The 20,532-nt window shown below is 64.2% G+C and carries 20 protein-coding genes, 1 tRNA gene and 1 pseudogene; 9 read left to right on the top strand and 13 right to left on the bottom strand.

Going from position 1 to position 20,532, the window contains the following annotated elements; genetic code table 11:
• Positions 1 to 151: 151 nt before the first annotated feature.
• The 6 genes from AC6I1W_RS07650 to AC6I1W_RS07625 all read left to right on the top strand — a co-directional run bounded on the left by AC6I1W_RS07650 (position 152) and on the right by AC6I1W_RS07625 (position 5,157).
• Positions 152 to 517 (top strand): NifB/NifX family molybdenum-iron cluster-binding protein, encoded by a 366-nt coding sequence (locus AC6I1W_RS07650; RefSeq protein ID WP_016667476.1) that lies wholly within the window; start codon positions 152 to 154, stop codon positions 515 to 517.
• The gene (locus AC6I1W_RS07645) at positions 514 to 1,428 is read left to right on the top strand and encodes a 2-dehydropantoate 2-reductase (RefSeq protein WP_202725232.1); all 915 of its coding nucleotides are present in this window, start codon (positions 514 to 516) and stop codon (positions 1,426 to 1,428) included. Before AC6I1W_RS07650 ends, AC6I1W_RS07645 begins: the two co-directional genes overlap by 4 nt.
• 187 nt (positions 1,429 to 1,615) lie before the next feature.
• Positions 1,616 to 2,488 (top strand): ACP S-malonyltransferase, encoded by an 873-nt coding sequence (locus AC6I1W_RS07640; protein ID WP_270236148.1) that lies wholly within the window; start codon positions 1,616 to 1,618, stop codon positions 2,486 to 2,488.
• Positions 2,485 to 3,483: a beta-ketoacyl-ACP synthase III gene (locus tag AC6I1W_RS07635; RefSeq protein WP_270235967.1), complete on the top strand. Its 999-nt coding sequence runs from the start codon at positions 2,485 to 2,487 to the stop codon at positions 3,481 to 3,483. Before AC6I1W_RS07640 ends, AC6I1W_RS07635 begins: the two co-directional genes overlap by 4 nt.
• An 81-nt stretch (positions 3,484 to 3,564) precedes the next feature.
• Entirely contained in the window at positions 3,565 to 3,810 is a 246-nt protein-coding gene (locus tag AC6I1W_RS07630; protein WP_004811613.1) for an acyl carrier protein, read from the top strand.
• A 72-nt stretch (positions 3,811 to 3,882) separates the two neighbouring features.
• Complete coding sequence (locus AC6I1W_RS07625) at positions 3,883 to 5,157, top strand: beta-ketoacyl-[acyl-carrier-protein] synthase family protein (RefSeq protein WP_117189573.1); 1,275 nt, start codon at positions 3,883 to 3,885, stop codon at positions 5,155 to 5,157.
• A 61-nt stretch (positions 5,158 to 5,218) separates the two neighbouring features.
• Here the strand turns inward: AC6I1W_RS07625 and AC6I1W_RS07620 are convergent, their stop codons facing one another.
• The 6 genes from AC6I1W_RS07620 to AC6I1W_RS07595 all read right to left on the bottom strand — a co-directional run bounded on the left by AC6I1W_RS07620 (position 5,219) and on the right by AC6I1W_RS07595 (position 10,671).
• On the bottom strand, positions 5,219 to 5,722 hold the full coding sequence (locus tag AC6I1W_RS07620) for a DUF3145 family protein (protein ID WP_063279693.1): 504 nt from the start codon (positions 5,720 to 5,722) through the stop codon (positions 5,219 to 5,221).
• Between the two features lie 73 nt (positions 5,723 to 5,795).
• Complete coding sequence (locus tag AC6I1W_RS07615) at positions 5,796 to 6,515, bottom strand: YggS family pyridoxal phosphate-dependent enzyme (RefSeq protein ID WP_117189572.1); 720 nt, start codon at positions 6,513 to 6,515, stop codon at positions 5,796 to 5,798.
• A gap of 54 nt (positions 6,516 to 6,569) precedes the next feature.
• Positions 6,570 to 7,532, bottom strand: coding sequence for a VWA domain-containing protein (locus tag AC6I1W_RS07610; RefSeq protein WP_117189571.1), 963 nt, complete (start codon positions 7,530 to 7,532; stop codon positions 6,570 to 6,572).
• The gene (locus tag AC6I1W_RS07605) at positions 7,523 to 8,497 is read right to left on the bottom strand and encodes a VWA domain-containing protein (protein ID WP_117189570.1); all 975 of its coding nucleotides are present in this window, start codon (positions 8,495 to 8,497) and stop codon (positions 7,523 to 7,525) included. Before AC6I1W_RS07605 ends, AC6I1W_RS07610 begins: the two co-directional genes overlap by 10 nt.
• Positions 8,494 to 9,498 (bottom strand): DUF58 domain-containing protein, encoded by a 1,005-nt coding sequence (locus AC6I1W_RS07600; RefSeq protein ID WP_171023463.1) that lies wholly within the window; start codon positions 9,496 to 9,498, stop codon positions 8,494 to 8,496. The genes AC6I1W_RS07605 and AC6I1W_RS07600 overlap by 4 nt, the downstream gene beginning before the upstream one ends.
• A gap of 48 nt (positions 9,499 to 9,546) precedes the next feature.
• Positions 9,547 to 10,671 (bottom strand): AAA family ATPase, encoded by a 1,125-nt coding sequence (locus AC6I1W_RS07595; RefSeq protein ID WP_117189569.1) that lies wholly within the window; start codon positions 10,669 to 10,671, stop codon positions 9,547 to 9,549.
• A 151-nt stretch (positions 10,672 to 10,822) separates the two neighbouring features.
• Between AC6I1W_RS07595 and AC6I1W_RS07590 the strand changes: the two genes are divergently transcribed.
• Together AC6I1W_RS07590 and AC6I1W_RS07585 are read left to right on the top strand one after the other, a co-directional pair.
• A complete protein-coding gene (locus AC6I1W_RS07590) occupies positions 10,823 to 11,743 on the top strand; it encodes a hypothetical protein (protein ID WP_117189568.1) in 921 nt (306 codons plus the stop codon).
• Positions 11,743 to 12,540: an HAD hydrolase family protein gene (locus AC6I1W_RS07585; RefSeq protein WP_016667464.1), complete on the top strand. Its 798-nt coding sequence runs from the start codon at positions 11,743 to 11,745 to the stop codon at positions 12,538 to 12,540. Before AC6I1W_RS07590 ends, AC6I1W_RS07585 begins: the two co-directional genes overlap by 1 nt.
• 146 nt (positions 12,541 to 12,686) lie before the next feature.
• Here AC6I1W_RS07585 and AC6I1W_RS07580 read toward each other — a convergent pair whose 3' ends face one another.
• Together AC6I1W_RS07580 and AC6I1W_RS07575 are read right to left on the bottom strand one after the other, a co-directional pair.
• Positions 12,687 to 13,721: an esterase/lipase family protein gene (locus AC6I1W_RS07580; RefSeq protein WP_117189567.1), complete on the bottom strand. Its 1,035-nt coding sequence runs from the start codon at positions 13,719 to 13,721 to the stop codon at positions 12,687 to 12,689.
• A 335-nt stretch (positions 13,722 to 14,056) separates the two neighbouring features.
• Positions 14,057 to 14,130: transfer RNA gene (locus AC6I1W_RS07575), tRNA-Ile, on the bottom strand.
• Between the two features lie 192 nt (positions 14,131 to 14,322).
• On the opposite strand from AC6I1W_RS07575, the pseudogene AC6I1W_RS07570 reads away from it, so the two are divergent.
• Positions 14,323 to 15,524, top strand: a pseudogene (locus AC6I1W_RS07570) (SLC13 family permease); the annotation flags it as partial.
• Between the two features lie 16 nt (positions 15,525 to 15,540).
• On the opposite strand, the gene AC6I1W_RS07565 reads toward AC6I1W_RS07570, so the two are convergent.
• The 5 genes from AC6I1W_RS07565 to pdxS are packed head-to-tail and all read right to left on the bottom strand — an operon-like array spanning position 15,541 to position 20,519.
• Entirely contained in the window at positions 15,541 to 16,911 is a 1,371-nt protein-coding gene (locus tag AC6I1W_RS07565; protein WP_063279691.1) for an APC family permease, read from the bottom strand.
• A complete protein-coding gene (bioD, locus tag AC6I1W_RS07560) occupies positions 16,908 to 17,612 on the bottom strand; it encodes a dethiobiotin synthase (protein WP_016667461.1) in 705 nt (234 codons plus the stop codon). Before bioD ends, AC6I1W_RS07565 begins: the two co-directional genes overlap by 4 nt.
• Positions 17,609 to 18,946: an adenosylmethionine--8-amino-7-oxononanoate transaminase gene (gene bioA / locus AC6I1W_RS07555; RefSeq protein ID WP_063279690.1), complete on the bottom strand. Its 1,338-nt coding sequence runs from the start codon at positions 18,944 to 18,946 to the stop codon at positions 17,609 to 17,611. The genes bioD and bioA overlap by 4 nt, the downstream gene beginning before the upstream one ends.
• Positions 18,947 to 18,964: 18 nt before the next feature.
• Complete coding sequence (gene pdxT / locus AC6I1W_RS07550) at positions 18,965 to 19,672, bottom strand: pyridoxal 5'-phosphate synthase glutaminase subunit PdxT (protein ID WP_117189565.1); 708 nt, start codon at positions 19,670 to 19,672, stop codon at positions 18,965 to 18,967.
• Positions 19,623 to 20,519 carry a pyridoxal 5'-phosphate synthase lyase subunit PdxS gene (gene pdxS / locus AC6I1W_RS07545; RefSeq protein ID WP_081302560.1) on the bottom strand — a complete coding sequence of 299 codons (897 nt, stop codon included), beginning with the start codon at positions 20,517 to 20,519 and terminating at the stop codon, positions 19,623 to 19,625. Before pdxS ends, pdxT begins: the two co-directional genes overlap by 50 nt.
• Positions 20,520 to 20,532: the final 13 nt, after the last annotated feature.

Raw genomic sequence — 20,532 nt, 5'->3', positions numbered from 1 at the left:
CCTTTCTCCGAGCACTGAACTTCACGCACGCAATAACCGACCCGGCTAGCTCCCTAACACTACAGTTAATGGTCGTCACCCCGCTTCCCCGCGCCGCGCATCGAGTTTCTCTTGCCATCACACTTGCCGTCCGGGAAGCTAGGCTCACGTTATGAACGTCATGATTCCAGTTCGCCCGGACGGCTCGGTGGAGCCCCGGTTCGGCAAGGCACCCATGGTGGCCGTCGCACAGGTCGATGACAACGGTCACGTCACGCAGTGGCAGACCTTCGAGGTGGAGTGGGACCGCCTCCACGACGAGGGCACCGAGGGCAGTCATCACGCTCGCATCGTCCGTTTCCTGCGCGAACACGAGGTCGTGGCATGCGTGGCCACTCACGCCGGAATGGGGATGCAGCGCACGTTGGCAGCGATGAAGGTTCCGCTGCTGCCAGCAACCCTCCCCGACGCCCGGGAATCAGTCGAACAGGCGATGGTCGCCGCCTGCGCCACCGTCAAGAATGAGGCGGAGCGATGAGAGCAGCTGTGATCGGCGCCGGAGCCATCGGCGCTTTCTACGGTGGCGTGTTGGCCGACGCCGGGGCCGACGTCTCCTTCGTCGCCCGTGGCAAGACCTTGAAAGCCATTCGCGAGCACGGACTGCGCATCGTCGGAAACACCGAGGTGACCCTCGACGTTCCCGCCACTGACAACGCTGCCGAGATCGGACAGGTCGATGTCGTGCTCATGTGTACCAAGACCTTCCAGGTAGCCGATGCCGCTCGTACCCACCTGTCTGCTCTCATGGGACCCGACACCCTCGTCGTCACGACCCAGAATGGCGTCATTGCACCTCGGGTGCTGGCCGAGATCATCGGCGCCGAGCACGTGGCCCCCGGTGTCTGCAGGGAATGGGTCAAGATCGTCGAGCCAGGCCTCGTCATGGATCTGGGCGGACCTCGCATGTTGGAGGTCTCGACGATGGACGACTCCCCCAATCCGATCATCGATGAGTTGCGAGCTGCCTACGAGACGGCCAGCATCGTCTCCCCCGTCATCGCCGACATCACCACCACGCTGTGGGTCAAGATGTGTTCCGTCGTTCCCCAGGGAGCCTGTGGGGCCGTCCTCGACGTCGCTCTGGGCGACCTACTCAGCACCCATCGCGACATCTTCGCCCGGTGCATTGACGAGACGGTGCATGTCGCTCGTGGACACGGCGCCAAGATCGCCGACGACTTCGTCGAGAAGAACCTCAGGTTCCTCGCCGGACAGGATCCTGCCTCGACGACCTCATTCCAACGCGACATCCTTGCCGGTCGTCCCAGCGAGTATGCCGCCCAGGTCGGAGCCGTTCCCGGACTGGGTGACGAGGTAGGCGTCGACACCCCCGTCAATGACGTCATTGCCGCTGTGCTGGGACGCCGGGAGGCCGCCAATCGGGCCTGATTCGAGACACACACCGGGTTTTGGAGGAACCCCCTTGTCCCTTTGTGGAAACCCCACAAAGGCAACCCCGGGTACTTCGTCGGTTCCATGTCTCGCCTCAGGGCCTGCCAGGGGGCAAAGTGGGAACGTGCTTGCAATCGTCGCTCCGGGCCAGGGAGCCCAGAAACCAGGATTCCTGTCGGACTGGATGTCCGACCCCACCTTCTCTGACCACCTCGCATGGTTGTCAGCGGTGGCCGACATCGATCTGGTGACCCACGGCACGACCTCCGACGAGGCGACCATCAAGGACACCGCTGTCGCCCAGCCGCTGCTCGTCGCCGCCGCGCTGGCGACCGCATGGTCGGTCGATCCCGAGATCTTCTCCAAGGCGGACCTGCTGGCCGGACACTCGGTCGGCGAAATCGCCGCCGGCGCTGCCGCTGGTGCTTTCTCGGCCGAGGCCGCAATGGTTCTCGTCCGTGAGCGCGGCCGCGCCATGGCAGAGGCCGCTTCTCGCACCGCGACTTCGATGACCGCCGTCATTGGTGGCAAGCCTGACGAGGTCCTGGCGGCCATCGAGTCTGCGGGCCTCACCCCGGCCAACCACAATGGCAAGGGTCAGATCGTCGCGGCCGGAACCGTCGAGCAACTCGAGGCCTTCGCCGCTGAGCCTCCGGCTCGTACCCGACTCTTCCCGCTCTCGGTTGCCGGCGCCTTTCACACCGTTCATATGGAGCCTGCCGTTGACCACCTGCGCGAGGTCGCCGCGGCCATGCCGACGACCACCCCGTCGGTGGCCCTGCTGTCGAACCGCGACGGTGTCGTCGTCACGGACGGACGCGAGTTCGCTGATCGTCTTGTCAACCAGGTTGCCCACCCGGTGCGTTGGGACCTGTGTATGGGCACCATGGCCGAGCGCGGCATCACCGGCATGCTCGAACTCACCCCGGCTGGCACCCTGACGGGTATCGCCAAGCGCAACCTCGGGGGTGTTGAGCTGTTCAACCTCAACACCCCAGACCAGATTCCGGCTGCCCGCGATTTCATCGCGGCCCACGCTGGCAAGGAGAATGCATGACAGCCATCAAGACCCGCCCGGTCGACAGGTACTCGCAGTTCCTGTCCACCGGGTCAGTCCGCGGTTCGCGGGTCGTCACCAACGAGGAAATGTGCACCATGATCGACTCCACCCCGGAGTGGATCGAACAACGCACCGGTATCACCGAGCGTCGCTGGGGTACCGAGTCCGAGACCGTGTTGTCGATGGGCACCGAGGCCGCTCGTACCGCCCTTGAGCGCTCCGGCCTCGAGACCTCGCAGATCGACGCCATCATCGTCGCGACCGTCTCGCATCATCGTCCCTCCCCGAGCCTGGCGACCTACATCGCTCGCGAGCTCGGCCTGGGCAACGCCGCAGCCTTCGACCTCAACGGTGCCTGCGCGGGATTCTGCTACTCGACCGCTCTGGCCGACTCGATGATCCGCACCGGATCCGCGAACAACGTGCTCGTCATCGGCGTCGAGAAGCTCTCCGAGATGACCAACCTCGACGATCGCTCCACTGCCTTCCTCTTCTCCGACGGCGCAGGGGCTGCAATCATCGGCGCGAGCGACGAGCCGGGAATCGGTCCGGTCATCTGGGGATCGCGCTCTGACCAGCTCAAGACCATCGAGATCGAGGACTGGGCAAGCGCCAGCGCCGATCCCGAAAAGGTCCACCCCCTGATCCACATGGAGGGCCGCGCGGTCTTCAAGTGGGCCATGACCGACGTCGCCAAGCGCTCCGCCGAAGCGGTGGCCGCGGCCGGGATCACCCCCGAAGCCCTCGACGTCTTCATCCCGCACCAGGCCAATGATCGCATCACCGACGTCATCTGCCGCCACCTCAAACTGCCCGAGTCGGTGACCATCTGCCACGACATCGCTGACATGGGGAATACCTCCGCCGCGTCCGTGCCGATCGCCATCGACCGTATGCTTCAGCGTGGGGAGGCCCACAGCGGCGACCTCGCCCTCATCATCGGTTTCGGAGCCGGACTGGTGTACGCCGGTCAGGTCATCCGGCTCCCCTGAGACCCATATTCATGGCACGAACACCACCCACACACTTCGGGTCGATGGCCCGGGGAAATCACGAGAAAAGGAACAATCATCATGGCCGATAAAGACCAGATCCTCGCCGACATGGCTGACATCGTCAACGACATCACCGGTGTCGACCAGTCCGAGGTCACCCTTGAGAAGTCCTTCGTCGACGACCTCGACGTCGACTCTCTCTCCATGGTCGAGATCATCTACGCCTGCGACGAGAAGTTCGGCGTCGAGATCCCCGACGAGGAGTCCAAGAACATTAAGACCGTTGGCGACGCCGTCAACTACATCATCGAGCACAAGGGCTGATTCCAGGGTGTCCGGGGCGGATGAGTCCCGGACACCGGCCCGCACCAACCCATCACCGACACTGGAGAACTCATGAGCGACGTCGTCATCACTGGCTTCGGGGCCACCACACCGTTGGGACCCGATGCCCCCACCACATGGCAGGGGCTGCTGGAAGGCCGAAACGGGGTGCACACCCTGGACTTCGACTGGATGGACGACGTGCCGGTCAAGTTCGCCGCATCAGCGGTGGACGAGCCGACGAACCACATCCCGCGCCCGCAGGCTCGCCGCCTGGACCGTTCCAGCCAGCTTGCCCTGGTGGCAGCCAAGGAGGCCTGGGCCGACGCCGACCTGGAGCTTCCCGAGCCCGACGACGAGACCGGTGACTCCAACGGTATCGACCCCGAGCGTCTGGTGGTCTGCTGCGCCACCGGTATCGGAGGTCTGCACTCGCTGCTCGGCCAGTGGGACATCCAGAAGGACAAGGGGTTCAAGCGGGTCAGTCCGTTCACCGTCCCGATGCTCATGGCCAACGCGCCGGCCGCCAACATCGGTCTGCTGGTACATGCCAAGGCAGGCGTCCACACCCCGGTGTCGGCCTGTGCCTCCTCGTCGGAGGCCATCTCTCTCGGTCTGGACCAGATTCGTCTGGGACGTGCCGACATCGCTGTCGTCGGTGGCGCCGAGGCCATCATCCACCCGCTGCCGGTAGCCGCCTTCGCCCAGATGAAGGCGCTGTCGACCCGCAACGACGACCCCGAGCACGCATCCCGTCCGTGGGACGTCGACCGTGACGGATTCGTCATTGGTGAGGGTGCCGCAATCATGGTCATCGAGACCGAGGAGCACGCCAAGGCCCGCGGTGCCAAGATCTACGGCACCCTGGCCGGATCGGGCATCTCCGCCGACTCCCACGACATCGTCCAGCCCGATCCGACCGGTTCAGGTCAGGCCTCCGCGATGCGCAAGGCTCTCCACTCGGCTGGGCTTTCCCCCTCTGACGTCAACCACGTCAACGCCCACGCCACCTCGACCCCGCTCGGCGACACTGCTGAGGCTCACTCCATCGCCTCGGTGCTCGGAGACGCCACCGATCAGGTGCTCGTCACGGGTACCAAGTCGATGACCGGGCACCTGCTCGGTGGAGCCGGCGCTCTGGAGTCCTTCGCGTCGGTGATGGCCCTGCTGGACCACAAGGTTCCCGGCACCATCAACATCAACCAGCTTGAGGAAGGGCTCAAGGTCAACATCATCACCAGGACGACTGATCTGCCCGGCGGAGACCTCGTCGCCCTCAATAACTCCTTCGGGTTCGGCGGACACAACGTCACCCTGGCGTTCACCAACGCCAACGCCACCCGCTGATTCAATCGCACGAGGCCCCGGTCACCGTTCGTGTGACCGGGGCCTCGTCATGTCTCAGGAGTCAGCCGACCTCGCGAGCAAGCCACGATACGTCCAGGGACGGGTCACAGGCCCGGTAGGCCTCCAGCTCGACGTCCCACGGTTCACCAAGCAGGTCACAGATCTCGTCCTCGAGACGAAGTCCTGTCCTTCGTGCCGCGGTCACGGCGGCTCGTAGTCTCATCTCGTCGACGAGAACCGAGCCGGCCTCGTCCGTGTGGGCGGAGAAAATACCCAGGCTCGGTGTCAGACTCCAACGATGCGGAACGGCGCCGGTTTCCACCGTCATCTCGACGCGTACCCGCTGCCATGCCGCCAGGGTGGAGATGAACTTGCCGGCATCGACGACGTCCCCGCGCCACGGCGTCTCTGCACGCCACGTCCCGGGTTCCACCGGCTGGCTGGTCCAGCGCAGCGGCGCGGGTATGGCGAAAGCGGCATCGGCGGCCCATTCGATGTGGCTGCGCAATGCCGTCGGTGCCGAGTGGATGAAGAGAGTTCCACTGGCCAGCTGTGTTGTTTCCACGGTCGTCCTCCCGGTACCACGTGCCTTCCCCTGCAGCGGTACGGATGGACATCTCAACCATAGACGACCGGGTTCAGGGACGCCAGATCTCCGCGGGATCGGTCCTGGCACCGAAAATGTCGGTGCCGATACGCACCTGGGTGGATCCGTGGGCGACCGCGATTTCCAGATCCCCCGACATCCCCATGGACAGTTCTGCCCAGTCGGAGACCTCGTTGACCTCCTGACGCAACTTCTCCTGCACTCCGACGACGACGTCGAAGCAGTCGGCCACTGCCTCCGGGTCGGGGCTGTTGAGGGCCACCGTCATGAGGCCTCGCACGTCGAGGGAGTCGAAGGCCGCCAGCTCCTTGGCGAAGTCGATGGCCTCCTCTGGAGCGATACCGGACTTCTGGGGCTCGGCCGAGGAGTTCACCTGCACCAGCACCCGAAGTTGGCGCCCCTCCTTCTGCAACCTCTTGTCGAGCTCGTGGGCCACCTTGGGGGAGTCCAGGGCCTGAAACTCGGTGGCGAACCGGGCGACATACTTGGCCTTGTTGGTCTGCAGACCGCCGATGATGGCCCACCCCAGCCCGGGGTGATCGGCGTCCATGAGTTCCGACTTCGCCAAGGCGTCCTGCACCTTGTTCTCCCCGAAGAGTCGGTACCCCGCCTGATATGCCTCCTCCACCATGCTCGGCGGCTTGGTCTTGGACACCGGAAGAAGGGACACCTCGTCGGGGTCGCGATGACAGGCCCGGCAGGCGTCGTCGATGCGGGTACGTACAGCCATCAGATTGTCGGCCACGCTCATGGGAACTCCTTCTGCGAAGACGTCGAAGAATCTACTCCCGGTCGGGACGAGTAATCAGGGCCAACGGGCACACAGAGTGACGACGGAAGCAGCCGTCAAGACCATGAGGGCGAGGGCGACGCCGACATATTTGTCGGAGACCTCCCCGAAGACCTTCTCGTAACCGACTGACTGGGCGATCGACTTATAGACGTCGGAGAGCTGACCCAACGATTCCGCGGAGAACTTCTCGCCATCCGAGGCCTTCGCCACCGCAGCCAACTCATAGTGGTTGACGGGAACGGGCTGACGCTGACCACCCTCGACGACATATCCACCGGCAGTGCCGTAAGCGATGGTGTACACCGGGACGTGCTCGCGTCCGGCATCCGTGGCCGCCTCGAGGGACGGACGCCCGACATTGGTGGCACCGTCGGACAACAGCACGATCGCCGAGGGAGGCTTCTGTCCGGGACGCTTCGGGTCGTCCGGCACCAGCTTCAAGGCATTGAGGGAGGAGTAAATCCCCTCACCAATCGCAGTGGACGGCATCACCTGGAGGTTGGTGATCGCAGTCGACACCGCAGCCCGATCTGTGGTGGGAGGGACGACGATCTGGGCCGAGGCGGCGAACTTCACCAGGGCGACATTGAATCGTGGCGGCAGATCGCCCAGGAAATCCTTGGCAGCGGTCTTGGCCGCTGACAGGCGGGAGGGGTCGACGTCGGTGGCGACCATGGACCGTGAGACGTCAATGGCGACGACGACCGTCGCTCGGTCGTGTGGCACCTCGTGATAGGCCTTCGGCTGGGCGAACGCCAGCACCATGGTCGCCATCGACACCACCGACAACCCCATCGCCAGATGCTGCTTCCACGGTCGGGAGCTGGGCAACAACCTCTTCAGCTCGTTGCGGCCCTGGCGAGGTTGGCGACGCCACAGGACGACGATGAGGTAGACGACGAGGAAGGCGAACGGCACCACCAGCCACCACAGTCGTCCCGGACGTCCGAATGCGATGAGGGTCATCATGTCCATCTCACCGCCACTGACAGTGTCGCCAGCCCGGAGACGACGGCGAAGCAGAAGGCGTAGAAGGCCCAGGTCGACGTCACCTCCTTCTTCACCGGTTCATAACCCACCGAGGAGTGCACCTGCTTGTAGACCTCCTGGAGCTTGTCAGCCGAGTCCGCAGACCAGGACCGACCGTCGGTTCGGTCGGCAATGGCTGACAGGAGTTTGGTGTCGGGAGCGACCCTTTCCCGATTCCCGTCGAGATCGACATAGCCGGTCTCGGTGCCGAAGGCAATGGTGTACACCGGCACCTTGGCTGCGGCAGCACGAGTAGCGGCAACCATCGGCGACCCGCCCTGGGTGTTGCCGCCGTCACTGAGCATGACGATCGCTGCCGGAATGGGATCCTTAGAGTCCTTGGCTCCCGGAGTCATCTTGACAGCCTCGATGGACTTGTCGATGGCCCCGCCGAGAGCGGTACCGTCCTGCAGGTCAATACCGTCGACGGCACGCAGCACGGTGGGTCGGTCGGTCGACGGGGGCATCCGAATCTCGGGATGATCGGAGATGCTCACCACCGAGACGTTGAACCCCTCCGGAAGACTGTTGATGAAGCCCTTGGCCTTGGCCTTGGCAGCTGCGAGACGATTGGGCGAGACATCCTCAGCCTTCATAGACAAGGAGGCGTCGATGGCGACCACGATCGTGGCGCGATCGCGCGGCACCTTCTCGATGCCCAGCGGACGGGCCCACGCGAAGGTGGTCGTCGCCAGGCACAGCAGCGCGGCAGCAACGGCGATGTGTCTCTTCCACTGCGGCTGTCTACTCATCACCGAGCCGAGGATCGCGGTGTTGGTGAACCTCATCGCGGTTGAGCGGCTGCGGTGCAGGGCCCAGATGTAGAAGATCAACAGCGCCGGGATGATCAACAGCAGCCACAGGACCCACGGGGTCTTGACCTCAGGCAGGCCCAGGAACAATGGCGTCATTTCGTCACCCCCTGCGGAGGCTGATGCAGGATCGCCGCAGTGCGGCGGTACCCGAGCACGAAGCGGGCAATATCGGTGACCCAGTCGGAGTCGGTGCGTAATTGCAGATGACCGGCTCCAGCTCGTCGAATGGCAGCCGCGACCCGCTCGCGCTGAGCCCGGGAGGCCGCATCCATGCGCTCCCGGGTGGCCTTGTCGGCGGTATCGACATAGTGGGCGAAGGAAGTTTCTGGATCTCGCACCATGACATCACCCACGTCGGGGAAATGAACCTCGGCAGCGTCAACGACCTCGATGCACAGCACCTGGTTGCGCACCGAGAGCCTTCGCAGGGACCGTTCCCAGTCGGGGCGATTGTTGGGGTCGAGGGTGTTGTCGCCCGGGGAGAGGAAGTCCGAGACGACCACCTTCATGCCTCGGCGTCGGCCCGACGCAGCCAGGTTCTCGATCCCCTTGGCCAGGGTCATGTCACCAGCTGCATTGTCGGCGACGATCGGTTCGGTCAGCATCGAGCGCAACAAGCCGTAGAGGGCAGTTCTGCCAGAGCGCGCTGGCAGACGACGCACTGAATCAGGGCGCATGATGAGGCCACCGAATCGGTCCCCCATCCGTTGGGACAGGAATCCGATGGTGGCAACCGCTGCGATCCCCAGATCACGCTTGGTCATGGACACGGTGCCCCAGTTCATCGACCCGGTGACGTCCAGCAGGGCCCACACCTCGAGCTCGCGATCAGCAATGGTCTCTCGCACATGTGGAACGGTGGTACGAGCGGTGACGGCCCAGTCCATCATGCGCACGTCGTCCTGGCCGGGCTCGTAGGGGCGGGCATCATTGACGTCAGCCCCGGTGCCCGGGAGCAGACCGAGATGGTCACCGTGCAGGAAACCCTCCAGACGACGCACGATCGTCAGCTCCAGTCGGCGCAGCGCAGCCTCGGGGGCGAGCTGGTTGAGCGGCAGGGTCGCCCCGGTGGGCGGACTCACCAGGGTCTGCGCCACCGACGGTGGCTGCGGGTCGCGGAATGTCGGTCGCGTCATGAGGACGCCTCAGTGCTGGACAGGCGGAGTCGTCGGTGCGGGGTACTGGCCCAGGTCGTCGGGATAGCTGTGCTGCTGATGGGCGGCCTGGCGCTGCTCCTCGTTCCATACCGGGGTGGGCGGCGGAACCATGGCGACAACCCGCTCGATGACGTCCGAGGCCGAAACGTTGTCGGCTATGGCGTCGAAGCTGAGCACCAGCCGGTGGGCCATGACGTCGACGGCGACAGCCTGGACGTCGGTGGGAAGGACGTAGTCACGACCATGAACGAGGGCCAGGGCACGCGCAGCGGCAATCAGACCGAGGGTGGCGCGCGGAGAGCAGCCGATCTGGATCACGTTGGCGAGGTCCGGCATCCCGAAATCGCCCGGATTACGGGTGGCCAGCACCAGCCGAACCACGTATTCAGCGACGAGGTTGTGGACAAAGACGTCGGAGGCCATGTCCTGCAGGGCTGTGACGGTCTCGGGAGTCAGCACCTGCTGGGGCTCGGGAGCCTTGACACTCATCCGGCGCAGGATCTCGAACTCCTCGTTGCCTCGCGGGTAAGGAACGTCGATCTTGAGCAGGAAACGGTCGCGCTGGGCTTCCGGAAGCGGGTAAACGCCCTCGGACTCCACCGGGTTCTGGGTGGCGATGACGCTGAAGGGGTGCGGGGCCGGGAAGGTCTGTCCTGCGATGGACACTTGTTTCTCGGCCATCAGCTCGAGCATCGCCGACTGGACCTTGGCCGGAGCTCGGTTGATCTCGTCGGCCAGCACGAAGTTGACGAAGACCGGGCCGAGCTCGATGTCGAAAGTCTCCTTGGAGGCCGAGTAGATGCGGGTGCCGACGATGTCGGAGGGGACGAGGTCCGGGGTGAACTGCACTCGGGCGAAGTCACCGCCGAGGACCGTCGCGAAAGAGCGCACCGCCAAGGTCTTGGCGACACCGGGGACACCTTCCAGAAGGATGTGGCCCCTGGCCAACACACCGACCATGAGCTGTTCGACCATGCGCTCCTGGCCGACGATGACCCGCTGGACCTGCCCGATGGCCTGCCCGATGAGGCGAGCGGCCTCGTCATTGGACATCGGGGCATCCTGGTTGCCCTTGCCGATGTCCTGACCATCCGAGTAGTGCTGGGTGCTCACTAACGTCTCCTGCCTGGCTTGCGCATGACCCGTGACGGGCCCGCACTCACGATACCGTCAGAGTGCCGCAGCCCAAGAACGGTGAGAAATCACCAAGCGCGAACGCCTGCCGTTCGGAGGTCACGGCTGGAATGTGGTGAGATGGTGGGCGATGTCGAGTAACCCGTGGCCCATCGAGGCCCTGCCCCTGGAACCGTGCGACCCACCGAGGATCGACGAGTTCTGGCTCGATGTCCGTGTTCTCGCGATGCCCTCGGGCACTGTGTTCCGGGCCCATGACGACGACGGCCAGGCCGTCCTCATCATTCTGTTGTCCCATGGCGCCGCGAGTGATCCAGCTTCCTGGGACCGGTTGGCAGGGGAGGTCAACCACCTGCGCTCCGAGACCGTCATCGCTCGCGGTGGTGCGGGACAGAACTCTGGACGCTTGGGCGAGTTGTACCGCCCTGTGACTGGTCCGGGCGGGGCTGGCGGTGAGTCCCTGGCCCCGTGGGTGGCCTTGGTCTATGACGGGTCGGCAGCAGCGGTGGCCGAGACCCGACGCATCCTGGAGGCCGTCGACATGTCGGCCCTCTCGGGATCGTCAGTTGCAGGCCCGAATTTCCGGTTGCACTGGATCGACGACACCCTTCCCGGCCGGGTGCGCGCCTGGCCGCTGCCGTGGCCGGGTCGTCGTGACAGGGTCGGCTGGTCGACGACTGTGGTGGCATGGCTGCTCACAATCTTCATCGCCCTGACTGGTCTACTCATCGCGGTGCTGTTGTTCCAGAACGTGCCGCCCACTCCCCCGCCTCCACCGGTTCCGACCTCGGCCTCGTCGAGTAGTTCTGCCAACAGTTCTTCGAGTCCCAGCCCGAGCCAAGGATCGAGCCAGAGCGCGTCTCCGTCGAACGGCAGCGGGTCGAACAGTGTCACGCCGAGCGAGTCGCAGTCCCCGTCAACGGGTAGGAGCGCATCGCCGAGCATGTCGAACAACCCATCAAGGAGTCCGTCGCGCACCCCGTCGATGCAGTCGCCGGGAGCCGGCACCGGTACGTCGTCGGGATCTCCGACCGGGCGAGGAAGGTTGTGATGGTCTCACTCATTGCCACTGATTTGGACGGCACCTTTCTGGGCGCTGACAAGATGCCCAGCGCCGAGAACACCGAGGCGATGCTCGCTGCGGCCGAGGCGGGGGTCCACGTCGTCTTCGCCACTGGACGGCCCTACCGCTGGTTGACGGTTCTCGACCCGTTCCGCTCAATCCATCCGACCCTGCTGGCCTCAAATGGGGCAGTGAGCGTCGATGCCACGACCGGCGAGGTCCTCCACGACATCTTCATGAGCCCCACCCGCGTCGCCGAGATCATTGCCGATGTCCGCGAGGCCCTGCCTGAAGCTCTGTTCTGCACCGAGGAGGCCACCCAGTGGTTCGCCGACGAGGGATTCGATCGCTGGCAGATTGGCGGCCCTCCGGACGGCGAGGGACCGATCGAGAACTACCTTGGAGCCGATCGCCGCATCGTCAAGCTGTTGGTGCGTACCTTCAACTTCCCCAGCGACAAGCTCTTCGACGTCGTCAATCCCATCGTGGGCGACCGCGGCACGGCGACTTTTTCCGCCACCATGACGAACGGTCTCGTGGAGATCGCGGCTCCCGGGGTTTCGAAGGGAATGGCGTTGGCCCAGGTCTGTCAAGATCTCGGCATTGACCCATCTGACGCCGCAGCTTTTGGTGATATGCCCAACGATCTCACCATGCTGGAGTTAGTAGGACATCCGTATGTTGTCTCGGACGCCCACCCAATACTGCGTGATCGTGGATTCCCCATCATCGGAAACCATGACGAGTCTGCGGTAGGACGACAGATACGTATTTTGCTGGGTTAATTCGCGTCATGGCCAATCCAGTGCAGCCCCTCATACTTATGAGTCACAGCACTCGACCACCACCATGACATCGTTCGCGCTGGCTGCCAGGATGGCAACCAGCGCGAACAGGACTCATCACACCAATGGAGCAACAGCGATAACGATCACTGGATGTACCCCGGCACGTATACGCAGCGGATGGCCTTGGCCTTGTCAGGAAGCAACGTGTTGAAGACGACCTGGAAGGCGACGGGGTCATAGGTGAACCCGAAATGATCCGTGTGGTCCTTGGCACACACTGATTGCATGGTGATATTCGTTACTCCAGGCTCACGGATGAATGCGTTGGTGTATGGAGTCACCACATCGTCATACTTGGTACTGATGACGGTGTACCGGACACCCGGTGCGGTCATCCCACCGTCATTGAGTTCACCCAGGAAGCGAGAGCCCGCAAGCTGCTGCGGAAGCGACTCATAGTTGTGTCTATCCGCATAGTTCTGCAAAGCCCGAGCGCTCAGGCTTCCGGGCCGGTCGAGGCCAACGGAAGTAGCCAAACCGTAGACACTGGTGCCTTTATTGGAGGGGACGAGACCAATCAGATGGTTGACGACCCGATCTCCTCCAAACCACTTGATATAGGCACGAGGGAGGGGGCCTCCACCCTGGGAATGCCCCACCAGGTCAACCTTTTCGGCTCCGGTCGCGGCCCGTACTTTCTCAACGTAGTGGGCCAGAAACGCGGCACTGGAACGAATGTCGCCAGCGGTGGCAGCCCATTCGCGATCAGGGTTCGTTTGAATGTTGTAGTTGAAGGTGAATACGCACAGACCGGCCAATTTGAGCTCCGGCGCGTAATATGACCACGTGGCGAATGCGTCCTCACCGGTACCAGGGATGAGGACGACGGGTCGAGTACCTGGCGCAGGCTTACACGTGAAGTCGTTAGCTCCCTTTGGATTCGTACCCACATGCGCGTGTGAATACTGGGAAGCCACCGGCCAGGTGCGAAACTGCGGCCCCGTGCCACTCGACGGAACGCCATCCGGGCTGTGCGGAGCAGCGACGCCACCGGGATGATCGGGAGTGATTCCCGAGTCCGTAGCCCATGAGGTGCCGGCTGCCATCGTCATCGGTAGCGCAGTAGCTGCCGCAGTGAGGACGGCAAGAACCGACCTACGTAGCTTGGTAGATCTCATGAATGACACTCCTTGTCGATCAATAACCTGGCTCCTATGCCCAGGCGACGATCACGCTACCGAGGGGATGGTGCATTTCAGTACACCATCGCCAAAACGACCAATTGTGCAGCACAAAGGCATCTCAACGCACAGGTTTTCACTTCACGGTAGACTCATATGTGTCATTTTACTGACATCTGAACATCCGATTGAATAATTCATTTCATCATGCGAATGAATGACCGCCCACATCATCTTCGCTCCGGGTTCGACGGACGATTTCACACCTCGACGCCGCGGAACCCATAACCGCAGTGGCGAGCTGCCCGGGCAAATTGCAGGATCGGATGGAGTGGGGCGTGCGGGGCTCGAACCCGCGACCCAGGGATTATGAGTCCCCTGCTCTGACCGGCTGAGCTAACGCCCCGAGACGAATGATCACCTTACCGGGTTATGCTGATGGCAGCATCCTCCTCGGTCCCGTTATGGCTATGTGACCGTGCTTCGTGCCAGCCGTCGCCAACACTTTTCACCACCCACCGTCACCGCCTTTTGATAGCATTCAGCAGTGACGTTGTGGTTGGCTGAGACACTCGGCGTGGTGGTCCTCGTCACCGTGATGATCTTCGCCCTCGTCCGTCCGCACGGTCTGCCGGAGGCAACGACCGCGGTGCCGGGAGTTCTGCTGCTGTGCCTCGTCGGAACCATCAGTTGGTCCGATGCCGGCCACCAGGTCACCACCATGGGACCTACCGTCATCTTCTTGGCAGCAGTCCTCGCCCTGTCCGAGCTTGCCCGAGCCGAAGGGGTCTTCCGCTACTCCGGCGAGCTCATGGCCACCCACGCAAAATCCTCCTCGAATCGTCTTCTATTGTGGGTCTTCATCGTGGCGTCGGTAACGACGGCGGTTCTCAGCCTCGACGCCACCATCGTCCTGCTGACACCGATCGTCCTGACGACGACGAGACGACTCGAGGCCCGACCTGAACCACACCTGTACGCCACCGCACATCTGGCCAATACGGCGTCCCTGTTGCTGCCGGTGTCCAACCTCACGAACCTGCTAGCGGTGGCAGCCGTGCCCGAACTCACCTTCGGACGCTTCACCGCCGTCATGGCCCTGCCATGGCTGTTGTCCATCAGCATCGAATGGTTGGCGATGCACATCGAGTTCCGCGAGGAACTCTCCGGAAAGGTCACCGCAGAGGTCGAAAAGCAGCAACCCGCCCCGATCGCAGCTCTCATCATCCTCGGACTCACCTTGGCCGGATTCGCGGTGTGCTCGCTGCTGGGGGCCGAACCTTTCTGGGCTGCTCTGGGAGGCGTCCTCGCCTTGATGGTGCTGAGGCTCGTCCGTCACAGCGGGAACTTCGCAGTCGAGGCCGGACGCGCCCTGCGCGCAACCAAGCCCCTTTTTCTGGCCTTCGTCCTGTGCCTGGGAATCATCGTCGAGGCCGTCGTCGGCAACGGGCTGGGGGACCTTATCGACCGTCTCGTCCCCTCCGGCCAGACCTTGCTCAGCCTGCTGGCCGTCGCCGTCATCGCGGCTCTGTTGTCGAACCTCATCAACAACCTGCCCGCAGTGATGGTTCTTCTGCCCTTCGTCTCCCCCGCCGGGTGGGTCGCAGTGCTGGCCATGCTCATCGGGGTCAACATCGGCCCCAACCTCAGCTACGCCGGATCCCTGGCCACCCTCTTGTGGCGTCGCATCATCGGCGAACATGACCGACCTGCCCCCATCGGCAGATTCACCCGGCTGGGCCTGCTCACCGTTCCCGCGAGCATCCTCGTCTCGGTGTGCGCGGTGTGGGCGATAAGCGGCCTCTTCGGGGCGGAATTACGCCTGATGTGAGGCCAGTTTCCCAGCCTGACGTGACCTGTGCGCCCGAGCGATGATCGCACCAATGACACCAGCCGCGAGCCAGCTGAGGCCCACGATCCGCGTCATCTCCTCGGTCTTCGCCAGGGCGATGAGCAGGGTCAGGGCACCCAGGATCGGGACGACGAGGTGACGCATCCACTTGCGTGAGCCCTCCTTGAACACGCACTGGGCAATGACGTCAGCATGCAGGAAGACGTAGCTCGACAGCGCACCGAAGGTCACCAGGGTCGTCATCGTCTCGACGTGGGAGGCGAAGGTGACGGCCAGGATGACGGTGACGGTGGCGACGACAACGGTGGCCACCCACGGCACACCCTTGGAACTGGTGCGCGAGAGCACCGAGGGCATCACCTTGTCACGAGCCATGGCGAAGACCAGCCGGGCCGTCGACGAATGGGCGACGACCAGGCAGGCGAAGATGGCGACGAAGGCATTGACGACGGTGAAGATCGAGGTGAACCAGCCCGGGCACACCTGATCGACGGTGCGGTAGAAGGCCCGATCGGTCGCCCCGCCGGGAGCGAAGTGCATGGTGTCAGAGACCAGACCGGCGGCCAACACCTGCACCCCGAAGAGGACGGCGAGCAGGCCGACGAGGAGGAGGGTGACGATGCCGACGGCTCGGCCTCCCCCACGGGCCTCCTCGTTCAGGGTGGCGACAGCGTCGAAACCGAGGTAGCTCAGCGCGGCTATGGACACCGCCGAGGCCACCGACACCCACGACGTCCCCGGACGCCACAGGGCATGCCAACTCCACGCCACGTCGCCACTGGCCAACCCTTGCCCGACGCACACCAGGAAGACGGCGATCGTCACCAACTGGATGGCCAGCAGGACGAGGCCAACCCGGGTGGTGACCGTCGCCCCTTGCAGGTTGAGGGCCATGGAGGCCAGCACGAAGACCACGGCGAAGATTCCCGTCGGGACGCTGGGCCAGATGTGGGCCAGGGCGACGGCCGAGAGCACCGTCAACAAGGAAGGCATGAGGATGTAGTCAAGCAGGATGAGCCATCCGGCGATGAACCCGGGGAATCGCCCCAGGGAGAACCGGGTGTACCCGTACACCGATCCGGCAACTGGAAAGCGCAGGGCCATCTCGCGATAGCTGATGGCCGAGAGTCCCATGACGGCAGCGGCCACCAGGTACACCAGCACCGGTACCCCACCGGAGCGGTTAACCACCGGGCCGAAGACGGCGACCGGGGCCATCGGGACGAAGAAGAGCAGTCCGTAGACCAACAGCGAACCGAGGGGAAGCTGACGGTTCAGACTGGGCTGGTAGCCCAGGTCCTCCAACTGGGAGTCGGGGGCGAGGGTTACGCTCACTGAGTTTCTCCCAGTGTCAGGGCCGTCCGCTGAACGGCGCCGGGGTCTTTCCCAATGCCGGCCGGAATGACTCCAGCCAATGGGGCTCCGGCAGCATCCTCGATCTCCTCGAGGTTGCACCTCTCGGCCAGGTCGGGCTCGGCCGGCCAGGACCCGATGATGATGGCGTCGACCTGGTGGCCGCGATCGCGGATCGCATTGCAGGTCAGTCCGGTGTGGTTGAGGGTGCCCAGCACCGAGCGGGTCGCGACGACCACGTGGGGCTCGTGTCCACGGCGTGCCAGGGAATCCATGAGATCGAGGACACCGGCTCCGTCGTTGTCCAGACCGACGAGAACTCCCCCTGCGCCTTCGACGAGAGTGACGTCGTAACCGTCGGAGTCGACAAGGACTCGCGCCGCGACCTCCTCGATGGAAGGAATCGTCATCCCAGCGCGGGCAGCCGACGTCGTCGGGGCCAGCGGCTCAGGACAGCGCGCGTACTCGAGCAGATTCTCGGAATCAATTCCTGCCAGACGTCCTGCGTCATGGACGTCGCCGGGTTCCTCGGGGGCCAAACCGGTTTGGTAGGGCTTGACGATGAGGACGTCCTTGCCGGCCTGCTTCAGGGCCGAGGCGATGACGGCCGTCGTGACGGTCTTGCCGGCATCGGTGTCGGTTCCGGTGACGATGACGATTCCGTCCAGATCGGTGATCTTCATGACTCCTCCAATGACGTGTGTGTCAGCTGATCGGTGACGACTGCCCGCATTCCGGCAGCCATCCCCACCAGGTCGTCCTCGGTGCAGATGTAGGGCGGCATGGCGTAGACGAGGTCGCGGAAGGGGCGCAACCACACCTGGTTCTCGACGGCGGTACGGGTGGCTCGTCTCATGGCGATCGGGCTGTCGACCTGAACAGCTGCGATGGCTCCGAAGACGCGCACGTCGGTGACACCGTCGAGGTCCCGCAGCGGGGTCAGCTCGCGGGACATGACCTCGTTGATCCGGGCGACATCGTCCTGCCATCCGCCCTGGGCGACGATGCCCAGGCTGGCCGCGGTGACAGCGCTGGCCAGTGGGTTGCCCATGAAGGTCGGCCCGTGCATGAGGGACCCGCCCGGGCCTCGACTGACCTCGGTGGCGAGCTCGTCGGAGCACAGCACGGCCGACTGGGTCATGTACCCGCCGGTCATGGACTTCCCGACGACCATGATGTCGGGGACGATGTCGGCCCACTCACAGGCGAAGAGCTTTCCGGTACGACCGAATCCGGTGGCGACCTCGTCAGCGATGAGAACGAGGTCCAGATCGTCAGCGCGCTGGCGGAGGTGCTTCAGACATGCCGGAGACCACGGCCACATGCCGCCCGCCCCCTGCAGGATCGGCTCGACGATGATGCCGGCCAGCTCGTCGCGGTGGGCGTCGACAATATCATCGGTCTGGTCGCACCAGGTCTCGACGGCATCGACATCGGCATCGAAGGAGGGCGGGCGAGGCAGGAAGAGCTGCCGGGGAATCGAGTCGGAGAACATGGCGTGCATGCCGCCGACCGGGTCGCACACGCTCATGGCACCGAGGGTGTCTCCGTGGTAGGCACCACGCAGGGCGGCGATACGAGTACGGGTGAGGGTACCGCCACGCGCAGCAGTGCGCGCAATTTGCACCTGACGAGCCAATTTGAGGCTCACCTCGACACCCACCGAGCCGGAGTCGGCCAGGAAGACCCGATCCAACGGTTCCGGGGCGAGGTCGACGAGGGCCTTGACGGCGTCGACGGCTGCCTGGTGGGTGAGCCCACCGAACATCACATGGCTGAACTGGGAACTCTGACGGCTCACGGCCTCGTCGAGGACAGGGTTGCGGTAACCATGGATCTGGCACCACCACGAGGCCATGCCATCAATGACCTCGTAGCGGTGTTCCCCGTCATGGAGCTGCAACCGGACCCCGTCGGCGGCCGTGACGGCAAGCATCGGATCGGCCCCGACCGTCGGAGCATAGGGGTGCCAGACATGACGTCTGTCGTATTCGAGAAGATGCTGTTCAAGACTCACAGCGAGGAATGCTAGCCGTCACCCTTGAACAGTGTTCAGGAGGGGGTGGAATTGGCCGTCCCGACGGCCTGGAGACCCCTCCTGCAGCTCGTCGAGCCACCGTCGGTGCACCCGATCATCCGTCGTCTCCTCGGGATGGAAGGACAGGGCGAGGATGTTCCCCTGCCTGACACCGACGATGGCCCCACCCGCCTCGCCGGCATCGTCGGGCAGCGTCGAGATGACCTCGACCTCAGGCCCGCTACGGGTGACGATCGGAGCGCGAATGAAGGTGGCGGGGATCCCCTCGCCCACCCCATTGATGTCCAGATGTCCCTCGAAGGAGTCGAGCTGGGATCCGAACGCATTACGACGCACGGTGACGTCGAGCCGTCCGAGAGTCTGCTGGCCTGTGGCGGCGTCCTCCACCTCTGCCGCCAGCACGACGAGACCTGCACAGGTGGCCAGCACCGGAAGGCCTACGGTGATGGCTTCTCGCAGCGGGTCGGCGAGACCGAAGGATCTCATCAGCTTGTCGATGACCGTCGACTCCCCACCGGGCAGGACGATCCCGTCGAGTCCGTCAAGATCAGCCTCCCGACGGACTCGACGGGTCGTCGCGCCGAGGGATTCGAGAACCTCGATGTGCTCAGCGAATCCGCCTTGCAGGGCGACGACCCCAATGAGTGGAGCCACCTCACCAACCCCGCTCGGCCAGACGGTGCGGCGCCGGGACGTCGGCGACATTGATGCCCACCATGGCCTCGCCCAGTCCGCGGGAGACCTCGGCGATGGTGTCGGGATCGTCGTAGGCGGTGGTGGCCTTGACGATGGCAGCGGCGCGGGCAGCAGGATTGCCGGACTTGAAGATGCCAGACCCGACGAAGACACCTTGGGCGCCCATCTGCATGACGAGGGCGGCGTCAGCAGGAGTCGCCACACCACCGGCAACGAAGAGCACCACCGGGAGCTCACCCGTACGAGCCACCTCGGCGACGAGATCGTATGGGGCCTGCAGTTCCTTGGCGGCGACATAGAGCTCGTCAGGAGACATGCTGCTCAGACGTGCCATCTCGGCTCGGATGGTGCGCAGGTGGCGGACGGCCTCCGAGACGTCACCGGTGCCGGCCTCACCCTTGGAGCGGATCATGGCGGCGCCCTCGGTGATGCGACGCAGGGCCTCACCCAGGTTGGTGGCGCCGCAGACGAAGGGGACGTCAAAGGCCCACTTGTCGATATGATTGGCGTAGTCAGCCGGGCTGAGCACCTCGGACTCGTCAATGAAGTCCACCTTGAGGGATTCCAACACCTGGGCCTCGACGAAGTGGCCGATACGAGCCTTGGCCATGACGGGGATGGAGACGGCGTCGATGATTCCCTCGATGAGATCGGGATCACTCATCCGGGCCACTCCGCCCTGGGCGCGGATGTCGGCAGGGACACGTTCCAGGGCCATAACGGCGCAGGCTCCGGCATCCTCGGCGATCCTCGCCTGCTCGGGGGTGACGACGTCCATGATGACGCCGCCCTTGAGCATGTCGGCCAGTCCACGCTTGACCCGCGTGGTCCCAGTGGTAGTTGCATTCTCAGTCATGTACCTCATCGAA

The sequence above is a fragment of the Cutibacterium sp. KB22876 genome, assembly GCF_059728865.1.
Note: the sequence above shows the minus strand (reverse complement) of the source record. Positions and strands in the feature narration are given on the sequence as shown.